Here is a 16,858-nt window from a genome sequence, read left to right as displayed (position 1 = left end):
TTCCACCAAGCGGAAATTCCATGGCTGGCCAGGTACAGGGCGAAGGGCACCAAGCGAGTGTCGATGCACTGAGGGGTAGGGATGAAAGGAGGTATGAAAAATGAAAATCCGTCGATTCATTTCTATCTTAATGAAATAACGTGAAAATCATTGGGTTAGGGGCTTGTAGCGTGGATTTCGGGTTTTTTGTGCTCCTTGGAATGTTCAATGAAAAGTACAAGAGAGACTGCGTAACTTACATTCAGTCGAGTGTCGATGGGCTTACATAATCCGCCCGTCCCTCTCGTCGAACCCTTCGAGAGCCCGTCCGGAAGCCCTGCGCCTGTGCATGCAGTGCCTCCGCAGACTTCCAATAACAATTCAGGGCCTATCATGAAAAAGCCGAATTCACTGCTTGAAGACCTTCGCTCCATCCTCCCGGACATCGCTGCCAACGCTGAGCGTGGCGAGCGGGAGCGCATGGCGCCGGCCGAGAACATCGCCCTGCTGAAAGGCATCGGCCTGCACCGCGCTTTCCAGCCGAAAGCCTATGGCGGCATGGAAATCTCGCTGCCCGAATTCGCCGAATGCGTGGTGGCGCTGGCAGGCGCCTGTGCCGGCACGGCTTGGGCTTTCAGCCTGCTCTGTACCCATAGCCACCAACTGGCGATGTTCTCAAAACGCCTGCAAGACGACGTCTGGGGCGAAAACCCCGACGCAACTGCCAGTAGCAGCATTGCTCCGTTCGGCAAGGTTCAGGAGGTCGAAGGCGGCATACTGTTCAACGGCGAGATGGGGTGGAGCAGCGGCTGCGATTACGCCGAATGGGCCATCGTCGGTTTCCGTCGACAAAGCAAGGATGGCGGCGAACCGATCTATTGTTTCGCCGTGGTGCCGCGCGCCGACTACGACATCCGCGATGACTGGTTCGTTGCCGGGATGCGCGGTAGCGGTACCAAGACACTGATCATCCAGGATGCCTTCATCCCCAATCATCGCATCGAAGCTGCCAAGGACATGATGGAGGGTCGCTCCGCCGGTTTTGGCCTGTACCCGGACAGCCAGATCTTCTACGCCCCCTATCGTCCGTACTTTGCCAGTGGTTTTGCCGCGATCAGCCTGGGCATCGCCGAGCGTATGCTCGCTGCCTTCACCGAGAAAACCCGCAATCGCGTGCGTGCCTACACGGGGGCCGCCGTTGGCGCTGCAACCCCGGCCTTGATGCGCCTGGCGGAATCCACCCACCAGGTGGCCGCCGCCCGTGCCTTCCTCGAAAAGACTTGGGAGCAGCATGCCGAATACGCGCGTGCGCATCGTTACCCGGAGCGCCGGACGCTGGCGCACTGGCGGACCAACCAAGCCTACGCGGTGAAAATGTGCATCGCTGCAGTGGATCGGCTGTTCGCCGCTGCCGGCGGTACGGCCTGGTTCGACAACAATGAACTGCAGCGTCTGTTCCGCGACTCGCACATGACCGGCGCTCATGCCTACACCGACTATGACGTCTGCGCGCAGATCCTCGGCCGTGAGCTGATGGGGCTGGAGCCCGACCCCAGCATGGTCTGAGTTGCGCACGTCTGCGCGCCACACCTCGGGTTGGCACCACACTCCTTTTTCTTGATTGCCTTTTGCCCGCCGGCCGATCGGTCGGCGCGGAGGATTCGCCATGACTGACAATAATGCAGCGGGGTTTGACTCGCGCGCCTTTCGCCGTGCTCTGGGTAACTTCGCCACAGGAGTTACCGTGATGACTGCCGCTGATGCCGATGCCCGGCGCGTTGGTGTGACCGCCAACAGCTTCAATTCGGTGTCGCTCGACCCGCCGCTGGTGCTCTGGAGTATCGACAAGCGTTCTGGCAGCTATGAGGTTTTCCACTGCGCGACGCACTTCGCGGTGAATATTCTCGCCGCTGATCAGGTGGACCTGTCCAATCAGTTCGCTCGTCCCAGCGCTGACCGGTTCAGCGGTGTGGCCTGGGAGGTGGGGGCGGGTGGTGCGCCGTTGCTAGCCGACTGTGCGGCGCGCTTCCAGTGCGAGAAATATCAGCAGCTCGACGGCGGCGACCACTGGATCCTGATTGGCCGGGTGCTGGCATTCGATGACCTGGGGCGCGCGCCTCTGTTGTATCACCAAGGAGTGTACAGCACCGTGCTGCCGCATCCCCGTTTGCGCAAGGTGGAGGCCGGCGTGCCGCGAACCGCCTTCCAGGGGCGACTCAACCATAATCTCTATTACCTGATGACCCAGGCATTGCGCTGCTACCAGGCCGACTATCAGCCCCGGCAGTTGGCCAGTGGCTTGCGTACCAGCGAGGCGCGGATGTTGATGGTCATGGAGAAGGACGCCAGCCTGGCGGTGTCGGCCTTGCTGCAACTGGTGGCAATGCCCCAGCGCGAGATCGAGGAGGCTCGCGCCAACCTTGAGCGCAAGGGGTTGTTGCGCGGGCATGGGGATGCTTGTGGTTTGACGGTGGCGGGCGTTGAGCAGGCGGAAGCGTTATGGAGTATCGCCGAGGAGCAGCAGGCGAAGATATTCGGGCGTTTCAACCAGCAACAGATCGAGACGTTCAAGGATGTGCTTCGGGCGTTGGCGCAGCCCCTGTAGCAGCTTGCCGTCGCTGGCCGGAGTAGTCGGCCTTGGTGGCGCATCGAGGGTGAGCCCATTCCTTTGTATCCGTGACAGTTAGCGACGCCAGGTAACTGGCGCTCGCCAACGTCAAAGGAGTGCCCGGCGAGCGTGCTTTGAATGGATGTTAACGCGTGACGAGAAGGTGCCTGCCCGCGGAACTGTTTCAGGAGGGGCGAAATGCGGTGAATCGGTGACGATGGAGGTGTGGCGACGGTAAAGCGCCTATGGCAGCCTTGCCGTCTTGTCGTTGGCAATGGGGGCGCCACTTCGTGTCTGGAAATACGCTCCGCCGAGACTGGCTCGGTGGTTTGTTGCTGGCGCTCTTCTTCGGTGCAATACCGTTGTGCGGTGTAGCTGCAGAGTCGGTCCCCGAAAGCGCAATCGTGCTGCCGCTGGGCGAACGCGTGGTCGACGTCACCGGCACGCTCGACCCCTCCGCCAAGGGCCGCCTGATCGACAAGCTCACGGCCCTGGAGGGGCGGCGCGGTGCGCAGATCGCCGTGGTGATGCTGCCCTCGGTCGGCAAGATGGGCATCGAGGCGTTTTCCAACAAACTGTTCAGCCTGTGGAAGCTCGGCCGCAAGGGCATCGACGATGGCGTGCTGGTGGTGGTGGCCAAGGACGACCACCTGATGCGCATCGAGGTGGGCTACGGCCTGGAAGGGACGATTCCCGATGTGCTGGCCGGGCGCATCATCCGCGAGCGCATGGCGCCGGCGTTCCGCGAAGGGGATTACGCCGGCGGTCTCGACGCGGCGGTGGATGCGCTGATCGGGCTGGTCGACGGCGAACCGCTGGCCGCGCCCGCCCCGTTGCGGGTGCCGCTGGAAGCCTGGCTGCTGCTGGTGGCCTTCGTGGCGGGTGGGATTGGCGGTGTATTGCTGGCCGCCCATCGCCTGCGCTGGCGTGGTGCCCTGACGATCGGCGCCGCAATCGTTGCGCTGGTGGCGGTACTCGCCAGCGGCACCGATGCCCTGGTGACCGTGGCGATTTCGCCGCTCTGCTTGCTGATGGGTGGCGCCACCTTCGGCGCGCTGTGGACGGTTCGCGTGATGTTCTACGGGGTGCTCGGGCTGATCGTCTACTGCATCCTGCTCGGCTTCCTGACGCCGCGCTTTGGCGGCGTGCTGTGGATTTATGCGCTGGCCGCGCCGGTGGGCCTGCTGTTCGTGCTTGGCCTCTGGTGGCTGGTTATCTCGATGATGCGCGATACCTGGCGCAAGGGCCGCCGGGGCTTCTATCTGCGCTTGCTGATCCTGGCGGGGCTCTACCTGGTGGTGGCGTTCTTCGCGGGCGCACCGGCCGTGCCGCTGAATTGGCTGGCGGTGCTGCCGTTCATGGCGCTCCCCGGGCTGCTGATATTCGGTTCGGGCAAGGGGGCTGGTGGCTCCGGCTCGGGCAGCGGCTCGTCCCGTGGCGGCTCCAGCGGTGGCGGTTTCTCCGGCGGTGGCGGGTCGAGCGGCGGCGGCGGGGCGTCCGGCAGCTGGTGGCGCAGCGCCCCGCGGCTTTGCGCGTTGAGCGCATTCAACTAGCATCTCGACACCCATTTGCCAGGAGGCACCGAGCACGCCATGGACAGCACCGTTCGCGACCGCCGCATTGCTGCCGCCATTCCCCTTGTCACGCTACCGGTGATCTACGTTTCGCTGTGGTTCATCCCCTTGCTGGTGCTGGGCTATCTGTTGCTGGGGCGCAGGGCTCCGCCGCTGGTCCGCGAAGTGACGCTGCGAGTGCTGGACCTGTACTTGTCCCTGGCGCTGATCTTCGTGGCTGTCGTGCTGTTGATCGGTTCGCTGGGTGTGGTTGCCAACGATGGCGAGATCAAGCTCTGGCCTCAGATCAAGTCCGTGCTGGTGCTTGTGTTCAGTCTGCTGATCACGGGATACGTCCTCGTCAGCTCTGCCTTCAGCGTCGTTCGCGCCTGGCGCGGCCAGTTGCACGATCCGAAGCTGTCCATGGGGATTCTGCAGGCCCTGCGCGGACGGCCGAGGGCGGCTGCCTGATGAGAACCTGGATTCTCGGCTTCCTGTGCCTGTTCCTCCTGTCGGGCGTGCCGCTCACGCAGGCTGTCCAGGCTGATAGGGCTGCGGCCAGCGTAGATGTCGCCGATGCGCTGCAGGAGCAAGCGCCTGCCGCGGTGGCCGTGCCTCGGCTGGCAAGCCCGGTCACCGACCTCACCGGCACGCTGGATAGCGACTGGGTCGCCTCGATGCGTCAGCGCCTGCTGGCGCTGCAGCAGCGCAAGGGCTCGCAGATCGCCATTCTGATGCTACCCAGCACCGGCGAGGACAGCATCGAGCAGTACGCCACCCGCGTCTTCGAGCAATGGCGCCTGGGGCGGCAGGGGGTGGATGATGGCGTGCTGGTGCTGGTGGCCAAGGACGACCGGACTATGCGCATCGAGGTCGGCTATGGGCTGGAAGGCGCGATTCCGGATGTGAGTGCCGCGCGGATCATCCGGGAATACATGGTTCCGTCTTTCCGCGACGGTGACTTCGCCGGCGGCATCCAGCGGGCGGTCGAGGTCCTGGAGCGTCTGATCGATGGCGAGACACTGCCGGAGGAACGCCAGCAGGGCGGCCTGACGCTTGAGGGCTGGCTGCTGCTGATCGGCCTGGGCGCCGGCGCCGTAGCAGGCATTGCCTTGCGCCGGCGCTGGTTCAGCGTTCGCGCCGTGCTGCTTGCGTCCACGTGCCTGGCGCTGCTGCTGGCGTTCAGCTCCGGCCTGGACGCCGCGCCGATGCTGCTCTTCGTCCTGCCGTTCTGCCTGTTCACCGGTGGCGGCATCGGCGCCCTGGCTGCCTCTTCGCGCAAGGCAGCCTGGGTGGTGTGCGGGCTCATCGGTTACCTGGTGGCGCTGATGCTGCTCGCCTCGCATTTCGACGGGGGAGACGTCGCGCTCTACGGCCTGGCGGCTCCCATTGGTGGGACCGTCGCGCTGATCTTCCTGTGCCTGCCGTTCTTCCTCGCCTACGGCACCTGGAAGCGCAGTCGTCTGGAATTCTGCATTCGCCTGGCGCTGGCCGGCGGCATCGCCGGGTTCGTGGTCTATGCGACGGGAGTTCCGCTGTGGCCCTGGGTGCTTCCCGATTCGCTGGCGCTGATTCCGATGCTGTACGTGCCGATGCTGGTCGCTTTCCTGGCCGGCGGCAGCTCCGGTTCCGGGCCCGGCTCGGATTCAAGCTCCGGCGGCAGCAGTTCGTCGTCCAGCGGCGGCAGCAGTTACTCCGGCGGTGGCGGTTCCAGCGGCGGTGGCGGCGCTTCCGGAAGCTGGTGATCCGGCCGCTCTGAGTCGGGCATTTATCGCGGTTCGAAGAAGTTGGAACGCTTCCTGCAAAACCCTGTGCGGACGCCGGTCTCGGCGTCAAAAGTTTGATCCGGTGGCTGCCTCGGCCACCCACGCGCAGGGGAAATTCGGGTGGATCGTACGCAACTGATCGGCACTGTTCGCAGCAACCTGGTAGGGCTCAGCCGAGGCAACCTCGGCGTGCCGCTGCTGCTGCTGGCGATGCTGGCGATGATGACCCTGCCCATCCCGCCGTTCCTGCTGGATGTGCTGTTCACCTTCAACATCGCGCTGTCCATCGTCGTCCTGCTGGTCAGCGTGTATGCCCTGCGCCCGCTGGATTTCGCCGTCTTCCCGACCATCCTGCTGGTCGCCACCCTGCTGCGCCTGGCGCTGAACGTCGCGTCCACCCGCGTCGTGCTGCTGCACGGCCACGACGGTCACGCGGCCGCCGGCAAGGTGATCCAGGCCTTCGGCGAGGTGGTGATCGGCGGCAACTACGTCGTCGGCATCGTGGTCTTCGCGATCCTCATGATCATCAACTTCGTGGTGGTCACCAAGGGCGCCGGGCGTATCTCCGAGGTGAGTGCGCGTTTCACCCTCGACGCCATGCCCGGCAAGCAGATGGCCATCGATGCCGACCTCAATGCCGGCCTGATCGAGCAGGCGGAAGCCAAGAAGCGCCGCGCCGAAGTGGCCCAGGAAGCCGACTTCTACGGCTCCATGGACGGTGCCAGCAAGTTCGTCCGCGGCGACGCCGTCGCCGGCCTGCTGATCCTGTTCATCAACCTCATCGGTGGTGTGGCCATCGGGGTGATCCAGCACTCGATGAGCTTCGGCGATGCCGGCAAGGTCTACGCCCTGCTGACCATCGGTGACGGTCTGGTGGCGCAGTTGCCCTCGCTGCTGCTGTCCACCGCCGCCGCGATCATGGTGACGCGTGTGTCCAGCTCCGAGGACATGGGGGCCCAGGTCAACCGTCAGATGTTCGCCTCGCCCAAGGCGCTGGCCATCTCTGCCGCCATCCTCATCGCCATGGGCCTGGTGCCCGGCATGCCGCACGTTTCCTTCGTCGGCCTGGGTGTCCTGGCTGCCGGCGGCGCCTGGATGATCTGGAGCCGCCAGCGCAAGGCCAGCCAGAAGGCCGAGCAGGAAGCCCAGACCCAGCAGGAACTGCTGCCCGCCCAGCGCGCCGAGCAGACCAAGGAACTGGGCTGGGATGACGTGACTCCGGTGGACATGGTCGGCCTGGAAGTGGGCTACCGCCTGATTCCGCTGGTGGACCGCAACCAGGGCGGCCAGCTGCTGGCGCGGATCAAGGGCGTACGCAAGAAGCTGTCCCAGGACCTGGGCTTCCTGATGCCGTCGGTGCATATCCGCGACAACCTCGACCTGCTGCCCAACGCCTATCGCCTGACGCTGATGGGTGTCAGCGTGGCCGAAGCCGAGATCTATCCGGACCGCGACCTGGCGATCAACCCCGGCCAGGTGTTCGGCACCCTCAACGGCATCGCCGGCAAGGACCCGGCCTTCGGCCTGGAAGCCGTCTGGATCGAGGCCTCGCAGCGCGACCAGGCGCAGTCCCTGGGCTACACCGTGGTGGACGCCAGCACCGTGGTTGCCACTCACCTGAACCAGGTGCTGCACAAGCATGCCCACGAGCTGCTCGGCCACGAGGAAGTCCAGCAACTGATGCAACTGCTGGCCAAGACCTCGCCCAAGCTCGCCGAGGAGCTGGTGCCGGGGCTGATTTCCCTGTCGACCCTGCTCAAGGTGCTTCAGGCACTCCTGCAGGAGCAGGTGCCGGTACGCGATATCCGCACCATCGCCGAGGCCATCGCCAACGTGGCGGCGAAGAGTCAAGATCCCGCCGCGATGGTGGCGGCGGTCCGCGTCGCGCTGTCCCGCGCAATCGTGCAAACCATTGTGGGACTAGAGCCGGAGCTGCCTGTGATCACTCTGGAACCCAGGTTGGAACAGATATTGCTCAATAGTCTTCAGAAGGCCGGACAGGGCTCCGAAGACGGCATGTTGCTGGAACCCGGAATGGCCGAAAAGCTGCAACGCTCGATGGTTGAAGCGGCGCAGCGTCAGGAGATGCTCGGCAAGCCGGCGATTCTGCTGGTGGCAGGTCCCATCCGCGCGATGATGTCGCGATTCGCCCGGATGGCGGTTCCCACCATGAACGTGCTGGCTTACCAGGAAATCCCGGACAACAAACAAGTCACGATTGTCGCCACTGTTGGGCAGAACTGATTGAGGTCCTAGGCCATGCAGGTAAAACGCTTCTTCGCCGCCGATATGCGTCAGGCCATGAAACTGGTCCGTGACGAGCTGGGCCCGGATGCCTCGATCATCGGCAACCGCCGTGTCGCCGGCGGCGTGGAGCTGACCGCCGCGCTGGATTACCAGGCACCGGTGGCCGCCAGCAAGCCGAACCCGGCGCTGGAAGCCGAGCTGCGCAAGACCCAGGCGAAGATCGCCCAGGCCAAGGCGGACCTGTCGGCCCCGGCCCGCGCAACCGATGGCGTGCGCAAGGACCGTCAAATGTACGGCACCGAATCGCCGCGCCGCAGTGCTGCCGAGACCCTGGCCGAAGCCATGGCCGCGCCGGCCGCCCCGACGCCGGCTGCCGCCGGCCAGCAGGCGCTGGAAGCCATGCGCTTCGAGCTCAACGGCCTGCGTGAACTGATTGAAGTGCAACTGGGCTCCATCGCCTGGAACCAGCTGCAGAACCAGCGCCCGAAGCAGGCCAACCTGTGGCGTCGCCTGCAGCGCATGGGCCTGCCGGCCGACCTGTCGCGCAGCCTGCTGGAGCGCGTAGCCTCCATCGCCGATCCGAAGCAGGCCTGGCGCATGCTGCTGGCGCACCTGGCGCGCTCGATCAACACCCCGGAAACCGACCTGCTGGAGCAGGGCGGCGTGATCGCCCTGGTCGGCCCGGCCGGCATGGGCAAGACCACCACCCTGGCCAAGCTGGCTGCCCGCTACGTACTCAAGTACGGCGCGCAGAGCATTGCCCTGGTGTCCATGGACAGCTTCCGCATCGGCGCCCAGGAGCAGATCAAGACCCTGGGCCGTATCCTCAATGTGCCGGTGACCCTGGTCGATCCTGGCCAGTCGCTGATCCAGGCGATGGCGCCGCTGGCGCGCAAGCGTCTGGTGCTGATCGACACCGCCGGCCTGCCGGCCAACGATCCGGCGCTGCGCATGCAGCTCGAAGCGCTGTCGTCGCTGAGCCTGAACGTGAAGAATTACCTCGTGCTGGCCGCGACCAGCCAGAGCCAGGTGCTCAAGTCCGCCTGGCAGAACTATCGTTCCTGTGGGCTGGCCGGGTGCATCCTGACCAAGCTGGACGAAGCGGGAAGCCTCGGCGAAGCTCTGGCTCTGGCTATCAGCCAGCATCTCCCGGTAGCCTATCTGGCTGACGGGCCGAAGATCCCGGATGACCTGCATGTGGCACGCGCGCACCAACTGGTCAGCCGTGCGGTGAGCCTGCAGTCGCCGGAAGAGCCCAGCGAGGACGCCATGGCCGACATGTTCGCCGGCCTTTACCAGCAGCCGGTGCGTCGCGCCAGCTGAGGATTGTGAGCCCCGGGTGGGGCGTGGGGCGGCCGGTTGGGCCGCCCAAGCGATGCGGATGCTCTGCAAGATGATCCGCGAGCACCGGAAGCGGTGGAGCACCGCAGCCGGATTAGCCGAAACGCCAGAAGCGTGACGGTCGAACGACGAGACAAGGTATTGATATGGGCATGCATCCCGTTCAGGTAATCGCAGTCACCGGTGGCAAGGGTGGCGTGGGCAAGACCAACGTGTCGGTGAATCTGTCGCTGGCGCTGGCCGATCTTGGTCGCCGCGTCATGCTGCTGGACGCCGACCTTGGCCTGGCCAACGTCGACGTGCTGCTGGGCCTGTCGCCCAAGCGCACGCTGGCCGACGTGATCGAAGGCGAATGCGACCTGCGCGACGTGATCCTCCAGGGGCCCGGCGGCATCCGCATCGTCCCGGCGGCCTCGGGCACCCAGAGCATGGTGCACCTCACGCCGATGCAGCATGCCGGCCTGATCCAGGCTTTCAGCGACATCAGCGACAACATCGACGTGCTGGTGGTGGACACCGCCGCCGGTATCGGCGACTCGGTGGTGAGCTTCGTTCGCGCGGCCCAGGAAGTACTGCTGGTCGTCTGCGATGAACCCACGTCCATCACCGATGCCTATGCTTTGATCAAGCTGCTCAACCGCGACTACGGCATGACCCGTTTCCGCGTGCTGGCGAACATGGCCCACAGCCCCCAGGAGGGCCGCAACCTGTTCGCCAAGCTGACCAAGGTCACCGACCGTTTCCTCGACGTGGCGCTGCAGTACGTCGGCGCCATCCCCTACGACGAGTCGGTGCGCAAGGCGGTGCAGAAGCAGCGTTCGGTGTATGAGGCGTTCCCGCGCAGCAAGGCTTCCCTGGCCTTCCGGGCGGTGGCGCAGAAGGTCGACAGCTGGCCGCTGCCGGCCAACCCACGAGGGCACCTGGAGTTCTTCGTCGAGCGCCTGGTGCAACATCCCACGGGTTCGGCCGTATGACCGCGGCCTCCGGAGCGCGTATGTACAGCAAGGCACAGGCGCATAACTCCCAGGAACTGCTGATCCAGAAACACGCACCACTGGTGAAGCGCATCGCCTACCACCTGCTGGGCCGTCTGCCGGCCAGCGTGCAGGTGGAGGACCTGATGCAGGCCGGGATGATCGGCCTGCTGGAGGCGGCGAAGAAGTACGACGCGGGCAAGGGCGCGAGCTTCGAGACCTACGCCGGCATCCGTATCCGTGGCGCCATGCTCGACGAGGTGCGCAAGGGCGATTGGGCGCCCCGTTCGGTGCACCGCAACACCCGTATGGTCAGCGACGCCATCCGCGCCGTCGAGGCGCGCACCGGACGTGACGCTAAAGATCAGGAGGTTGCTGCCGAACTCAATATGAGCCTCGAAGATTATTACGGCATCCTCAGCGACACCCAGGGCAGCCGGTTGTACAGCTTCGATGACATGTTGCAGGACGGTGAACAGGGCGGTGGCCTTGCCGAAGACGCTTCGCATCACGACAACGAGCCGTCCCACGGCCTGGAAGACGAACGCTTCCAGGCGGCGCTGGCCGACGCCATCACCAAGCTGCCCGAGCGCGAGCGGCTGGTCCTGGCGCTGTACTACGACGAGGAGCTCAACCTCAAGGAGATCGGCGAAGTACTGGGCGTCAGCGAGTCCCGCGTCAGCCAGCTGCACAGCCAGTGCGCCGCGCGCCTGCGCTCGCGACTGGCGGAGTGGCGCGCGCGCTGAGCATCGGGTAGTTTCGCGGCTGCTTGTTCTGAGCGTAAAGCCTGAAAGGAATTTCCTTAGGCAAGTTATAGGCTTACGAATTTTTGGGTGACGTTCCTTTGACGCATCCACCCCAAAGAGCGCACGGCGCTCAATGAATTGACGGCACGCCCGCCAAGGCGCGTTTGGTATCGATGGAGGCAGGTTTGGACAAGAACATGAAAATTCTCATCGTGGACGACTTTTCCACGATGAGGCGCATCATCAAGAACCTCCTGCGAGACCTGGGGTTCACCAACACCGCAGAAGCCGACGACGGCACCACTGCGCTGCCGATGCTGCACAGCGGCAACTTCGATTTCCTCGTGACCGACTGGAACATGCCCGGCATGACCGGCATCGACCTGCTTCGTGCGGTCCGCGCCGACGAGCGCCTCAAGCACCTGCCGGTGCTGATGGTCACCGCCGAAGCCAAGCGCGACCAGATCATCGAAGCGGCCCAGGCCGGGGTCAACGGCTATGTGGTCAAGCCTTTCACCGCTCAGGTGCTGAAAGAAAAGATCGAGAAGATTTTCGAGCGGGTCGGCAGCTAAGGCCGGCATAGAGGGCGTCATGGATTTCAACGAATCCGCGGGTGACTTCGAGTCGACCCTGAAAAAACACGCGCGCGAATTGGTCGACTGCCTCGAACGCGGCGACGTTCAGACCGCCGTGCAACTGATCTCCGAGCTTAACCAGGCGCGCGACCGAGGCCTCTACCAGGAGGTCGGCAAGCTCACCCGCGAGCTGCACAACGCCATCGTCAACTTCCAGATCGATCCCAACTCCCGGCACGCCGAGGAGATGTCGCAGATCGCCGACGCGACCGACCGCCTGTCCTACGTGGTGACGATGACCGAGAAAGCGGCCAATCGCACCATGGACCTGGTGGAGGAGTGCACTCCGGTGGTCATGCACATCGAGACCCAGGCCAAGGAGCTGCAGGAAGACTGGTCGCGCTTCATGCGCCGCGAGCTGGGCGCCGAGGCCTTCCGCGACCTGGCCAAGCGCGTCGAGCAGTTCCTCTACATCAGCGCCCAGGACAGCCGCAAGCTCTCCGCCCACCTGAACGACATCCTGCTGGCGCAGGACTTCCAGGACCTCACCGGGCAGGTGATCAAGCGCGTCACCAAGCTGGTGACCGAGGTCGAGTCGAACCTGGTCAAGCTGGTCTGGATGGCGGGTCAGGTCGATCGCTACGCCGGTATCGAGCATGACCACGACGGCATGCGCGACGCGGTGGAAAAAGAAAGATCGTCCAAGGGTGAAGGTCCGCAGATTGCTGCCGATACAAGAAAGGACGTCGTGTCCGGTCAGGACGATGTCGACGACCTGTTGTCCAGCCTTGGTTTTTAAGCGTCGCCTGACGCTGTAGAGGGAGCACCGAATGAGCTTCGACGCCGATGACGAAATCCTCCAGGACTTCCTGGTGGAGGCCGGCGAGATTCTCGAGCTACTGTCCGAGCAACTGGTCGAGCTGGAAAGCCGCCCGGAAGACATGGACCTGCTCAATGCCATCTTCCGTGGGTTCCACACCGTCAAGGGTGGTGCCGGCTTCCTCCAGCTGAACGCGCTGGTGGAGTGCTGCCACATCGCCGAAAACGTGTTCGACATGCTGCGCAAGGGCGAACGCCGCGTGGATGCCGAGCTGATGGACGTGATGCTGCAGGCGCTGGATACCGTCAACGTCATGTTCCAGCAGGTGCGTGACGCGCAGGAGCCGACTCCGGCGACGCCCGAGCTGCTCGCTGCCCTGTCGCGCCTGGCCGACCCGAACGCCGCCCCGGCCGAAGCTCCTGCTCCGGCCGTGGAAGAGCCAGTTGCGGAAGAAGCTCCAGCCGCCTACGGCGACATCACCGACGCCGAGTTCGAGCAACTGATGGATGCCCTCGAGCCCACCGCTGATGCGCCTGCCGCACCGGTTGGCGCGGGTGGCGACGACATCACCGACGACGAATTCGAAGCACTCCTCGACCAGTTGCACGGCAAGGGCCAGTTCAGTGCCGGCGCCAAGGAAGCCGCCAAGGCCGCCCCGGCTCCGCTGGCCGAGGCTCCGGCCGCCAGTGGCGGTGACGAGATCAGCGACGATGAGTTCGAAGCGCTGCTCGACCAGTTGCACGGCAAAGGCCAGTTCACCGGCGCGAAGGAAGAAGCCGCCGCTCCCGTCGAGGCTGCTGCCGCGACCAGGGCCGAGGAAGGCCCGGCGGCCTCCGGCGACGACAACATCACCGACGACGAATTCGAGAAGCTGCTCGACGAGCTGCACGGCAAGGGCCAGTTCACCGGCGCGAAGGAAGAGCCGGTTGCGGCCGCCAAGCCGGCTGCCCAGCCTGCTGCGCCGGCGCCCAAGCCCGCCGCCGCGCCCGCACCGGCTGCTGCCGCCAAGCCTGCCGCGGCCAAGCCCAGCACGGCCGCCGCCGCAGAGAAGCCGGCCAACGAAGCGGAGACCACCGTGCGCGTGGACACCGCCCGCCTGGACGAGATCATGAACATGGTCGGCGAACTGGTGCTGGTGCGTAACCGCCTGGTGCGCCTGGGCCTGAACAGCGGCGACGAGGCGATGGCCAAGGCCGTCTCCAACCTCGACGTGGTCACCGCCGACCTGCAGTCGTCGGTCATGAAGACCCGCATGCAGCCGATCAAAAAGGTCTTCGGCCGCTTCCCGCGGCAGGTCCGCGACCTGGCGCGCAACCTGAAGAAAGAGATCAACCTCGAGCTGATCGGCGAAGAAACCGACCTGGACAAGAACCTGGTCGAAGCCCTGGCCGACCCGCTGGTGCACCTGGTGCGCAACGCGGTCGACCACGGCATCGAAGGCCCGGACGAGCGCGAAGCCGCCGGCAAGTCGCGCTCGGGCAAGGTGGTGCTGTCCGCCGAGCAGGAAGGCGACCACATCCTGCTGTCGATCTCCGACGACGGCAAAGGCATGGACCCGGACGTGCTGCGCGCCAAGGCGGTGGAGAAGGGCCTGCTGGACAAGGACGCGGCCGATCGCCTGTCCGAGTCGGACTGCTACAACCTGATCTTCGCGCCGGGCTTCTCGACCAAGACCGAGATTTCCGACGTCTCCGGCCGCGGTGTCGGCATGGACGTGGTGAAGACCAAGATTTCCCAGCTCAACGGGATCATCAACATCTACTCGACGAAGGGACAGGGCTCGAAGATCGTCATCAAGGTCCCGCTGACCCTGGCGATCATGCCGACCCTGATGGTGATGCTGGGCAACCAGGCCTTCGCCTTCCCGCTGGTCAACGTCAACGAGATCTTCCACCTCGACCTGTCGAACACCAACGTGGTCGACGGCCAGGAAGTGGTGATCGTCCGCGACAAGGCGCTGCCGTTGTTCTACCTCAAGCGCTGGCTGGTGCCGGGCGCGCAGCATGACGAGCCGGGCGAGGGCCACGTGGTGATCCTCTCCGTGGGCACCCAGCGCATCGGCTTCGTGGTCGACCAACTGGTGGGCCAGGAAGAGGTGGTGATCAAGCCGCTGGGCAAGATGCTGCAAGGCACGCCGGGCATGGCCGGAGCGACCATCACCGGGGACGGGCGCATCGCGCTGATCCTCGACGTGCCGAGCATGCTCAAGCGCTACGCCCGTCGTATCTGACCACCGTGCGCGAGCCGCGAGGCCCGCGCCCGTGATGGAAGAAGTTTTTTTCAGGAGTGTCTATGGCTGTCAAAGTCCTGGTGGTGGACGATTCGGGGTTCTTCCGCCGCCGCGTCTCGGAGATTCTTTCGGCTGATCCGCAGATCCAGGTGGTCGGCACGGCGACCAACGGCCGCGAGGCGATCGATCAGGCGCTGGCGCTCAAGCCCGACGTGATCACCATGGACTACGAGATGCCGCTGATGGATGGCATCACCGCCGTGCGAACCATCATGCAGCGCTGCCCGACACCGGTCCTGATGTTCTCCTCGCTGACCCACGAGGGCGCGCGGGTGACCCTGGATGCGCTGGACGCCGGCGCCGTCGATTACCTGCCGAAGAACTTCGAGGACATCTCGCGCAACCCGGACAAGGTCCGCCAGTTGCTGTGCGAGAAGGTCCACACCATCGCCAAGAGCAATCGCCGCTTTGCCGCGTACTCGTCCTATTCCTCCAGCACGCCGACTTCAGCCGCACCGGCGGCCAGCAGCGCCGCGCGCCATGTCGCTCCCGCTTCCTCGGGCAGCAGCCATGCGCCAGCGACTCCGGCGCCGACGACTTCCGCCGCCCCAAAGCGTAAGCCCTACCGGCTGGTAGCCATCGGTACGTCCACCGGTGGGCCGGTGGCGCTGCAGCGGGTCCTGACCCAGCTGCCTGCCAACTTCCCCGCGCCGCTGGTGCTGATCCAGCACATGCCGGCGGCCTTCACCAAGGCCTTCGCCGAGCGCCTGGACAAGCTGTGCAAGATCACCGTCAAGGAAGCCGAGGATGGCGACATACTGCGTCCCGGCGTGGCGTTGCTAGCTCCCGGCGGCAAGCAGATGATGGTCGACGCTCGCGGCGCTATCCGCATTCTCCCCGGCGACGAGCGCCTGAACTACAAGCCCTGTGTCGACGTGACCTTCGGTTCCGCGTCCAAGGCCTATGGCGACAAGGTGTTGGCGGTGGTTCTCACCGGCATGGGCGCCGACGGCCGCGAAGGTGCGCGCATGCTCAAGCAGGGCGGCGCCCAGGTCTGGGCGCAGGATGAGGCCAGCTGCGTGATCTACGGCATGCCCATGGCGATCGCCAAGGCCGGCCTGGCCGATGCGGTGTACAGCCTGGACGACATCGGTCGCCACCTGACCGAGGCCTGCGGCTGATGGATGTCCTCAGCCTGGTCGGCCTGATCCTCGCGCTGGTTGCCATCATCGGTGGCAACTTCCTCGAGGGCGGGCACGTCGGTGCCCTGGCCAACGGCCCGGCGGCGCTGATCGTGGTCGGCGGCACCCTGGCCGCCGCGCTGCTGCAGACCCCGGTGGCAGTGCTCAAGCGGGCGCTGACCATGCTGCGCTGGATGGTCCTGCCGCCCAAGGTGGACCTGGTCGGCGGCATCAACCAGGTGGTCGGCTGGAGCATGACGGCGCGCAAGGAAGGCCTGCTGGGCCTGGAAACCGTCGCCGACGCCGAGCGTGACCCCTATGCGCGCAAGGGCCTGCAACTGCTGGTGGACGGCACCGAGCCCGAGGCCATCCGCAGCATCCTCGAAGTCGACCTGTACAACCAGGAAAGCCGCGACCTCGCGGCGGCCAAAGTATTTGAAGCCATGGGTGGCTATTCGCCGACCATCGGCATCATCGGCGCGGTGATGGGCCTGATCCACGTGATGGGCAACCTCGCCGACCCCAGCCAGTTGGGCAACGGCATTGCCGTGGCCTTCGTCGCCACCATCTATGGCGTCGGCCTGGCCAACCTCCTGCTGCTGCCCATCGGCAACAAGCTCAAGAGCATCGTGCTGCGTCAGTCGTGTTACCGCGAAATGTTGATGGAGGGCCTGCTGTCCATCGCCGAAGGCGAGAACCCGCGCTCCATCGAGCTGAAGCTGCAAGGCTTCGTCGGCTGAGGGGGAGGGACAAAGTGGCCTGCTTGACCGATTCGCCAAGCCATCTTCGGCGCCAGAGTCTCCCATACTGCGTTGGCGCTCCTCGCCATAGAGTAACT

General features: G+C 65.0%; 14 protein-coding genes. All 14 read left to right on the top strand.

Annotated features, from left to right (window positions below; translation table 11 throughout):
* Window positions 1-372 precede the first annotated feature (372 nt).
* Window positions 373-1,545, top strand: a complete 1,173-nt coding sequence (locus A9513_RS26915; RefSeq protein WP_065086087.1) for a p-hydroxyphenylacetate 3-hydroxylase oxygenase component — start codon at window positions 373-375, stop codon at window positions 1,543-1,545.
* 100 nt (window positions 1,546-1,645) lie between these two features.
* Window positions 1,646-2,584 carry a p-hydroxyphenylacetate 3-hydroxylase reductase component gene (locus A9513_RS26910; RefSeq protein WP_065086086.1) on the top strand — a complete coding sequence of 313 codons (939 nt, stop codon included), beginning with the start codon at window positions 1,646-1,648 and terminating at the stop codon, window positions 2,582-2,584.
* A 407-nt stretch (window positions 2,585-2,991) separates the two neighbouring features.
* Window positions 2,992-4,140: a YgcG family protein gene (locus tag A9513_RS26905; RefSeq protein ID WP_255302901.1), complete on the top strand. Its 1,149-nt coding sequence runs from the start codon at window positions 2,992-2,994 to the stop codon at window positions 4,138-4,140.
* A gap of 39 nt (window positions 4,141-4,179) precedes the next feature.
* Window positions 4,180-4,611, top strand: coding sequence for a hypothetical protein (locus tag A9513_RS26900; protein ID WP_065086085.1), 432 nt, complete (start codon window positions 4,180-4,182; stop codon window positions 4,609-4,611).
* The gene (locus A9513_RS26895) at window positions 4,611-5,885 is read left to right on the top strand and encodes a YgcG family protein (protein ID WP_065086084.1); all 1,275 of its coding nucleotides are present in this window, start codon (window positions 4,611-4,613) and stop codon (window positions 5,883-5,885) included. Before A9513_RS26900 ends, A9513_RS26895 begins: the two co-directional genes overlap by 1 nt.
* Before the next feature lie 141 nt (window positions 5,886-6,026).
* On the top strand, window positions 6,027-8,150 hold the full coding sequence (gene flhA, locus A9513_RS26890) for a flagellar biosynthesis protein FlhA (protein WP_065086083.1): 2,124 nt from the start codon (window positions 6,027-6,029) through the stop codon (window positions 8,148-8,150).
* A gap of 15 nt (window positions 8,151-8,165) precedes the next feature.
* A complete protein-coding gene (flhF, locus tag A9513_RS26885; protein WP_065086082.1) occupies window positions 8,166-9,476 on the top strand; it encodes a flagellar biosynthesis protein FlhF in 1,311 nt (436 codons plus the stop codon).
* A 164-nt stretch (window positions 9,477-9,640) separates the two neighbouring features.
* Complete coding sequence (gene fleN / locus A9513_RS26880; protein ID WP_017520297.1) at window positions 9,641-10,468, top strand: flagellar synthesis regulator FleN; 828 nt, start codon at window positions 9,641-9,643, stop codon at window positions 10,466-10,468.
* The gene (fliA, locus tag A9513_RS26875) at window positions 10,465-11,214 is read left to right on the top strand and encodes an RNA polymerase sigma factor FliA (protein ID WP_024764971.1); all 750 of its coding nucleotides are present in this window, start codon (window positions 10,465-10,467) and stop codon (window positions 11,212-11,214) included. The genes fleN and fliA overlap by 4 nt, the downstream gene beginning before the upstream one ends.
* A 197-nt stretch (window positions 11,215-11,411) precedes the next feature.
* A complete protein-coding gene (locus tag A9513_RS26870; RefSeq protein WP_085988857.1) occupies window positions 11,412-11,786 on the top strand; it encodes a chemotaxis response regulator CheY in 375 nt (124 codons plus the stop codon).
* A 19-nt stretch (window positions 11,787-11,805) separates the two neighbouring features.
* A complete protein-coding gene (locus A9513_RS26865; protein WP_065086081.1) occupies window positions 11,806-12,588 on the top strand; it encodes a protein phosphatase CheZ in 783 nt (260 codons plus the stop codon).
* Window positions 12,589-12,619: 31 nt separating this feature from the next.
* Window positions 12,620-14,839, top strand: a complete 2,220-nt coding sequence (locus tag A9513_RS26860; RefSeq protein WP_065086080.1) for a chemotaxis protein CheA — start codon at window positions 12,620-12,622, stop codon at window positions 14,837-14,839.
* 62 nt (window positions 14,840-14,901) lie between these two features.
* Window positions 14,902-16,020 carry a chemotaxis response regulator protein-glutamate methylesterase gene (locus A9513_RS26855; protein ID WP_065086079.1) on the top strand — a complete coding sequence of 373 codons (1,119 nt, stop codon included), beginning with the start codon at window positions 14,902-14,904 and terminating at the stop codon, window positions 16,018-16,020.
* Window positions 16,020-16,760, top strand: a complete 741-nt coding sequence (locus A9513_RS26850; protein ID WP_024765933.1) for a flagellar motor protein — start codon at window positions 16,020-16,022, stop codon at window positions 16,758-16,760. Before A9513_RS26855 ends, A9513_RS26850 begins: the two co-directional genes overlap by 1 nt.
* Window positions 16,761-16,858: the final 98 nt, after the last annotated feature.

The organism is Pseudomonas sp. AU12215 (assembly GCF_001675465.2).
In the GTDB taxonomy this organism is placed as follows: domain Bacteria; phylum Pseudomonadota; class Gammaproteobacteria; order Pseudomonadales; family Pseudomonadaceae; genus Pseudomonas; species Pseudomonas nitroreducens.
Note: the sequence above shows the minus strand (reverse complement) of the source record. Positions and strands in the feature narration are given on the sequence as shown.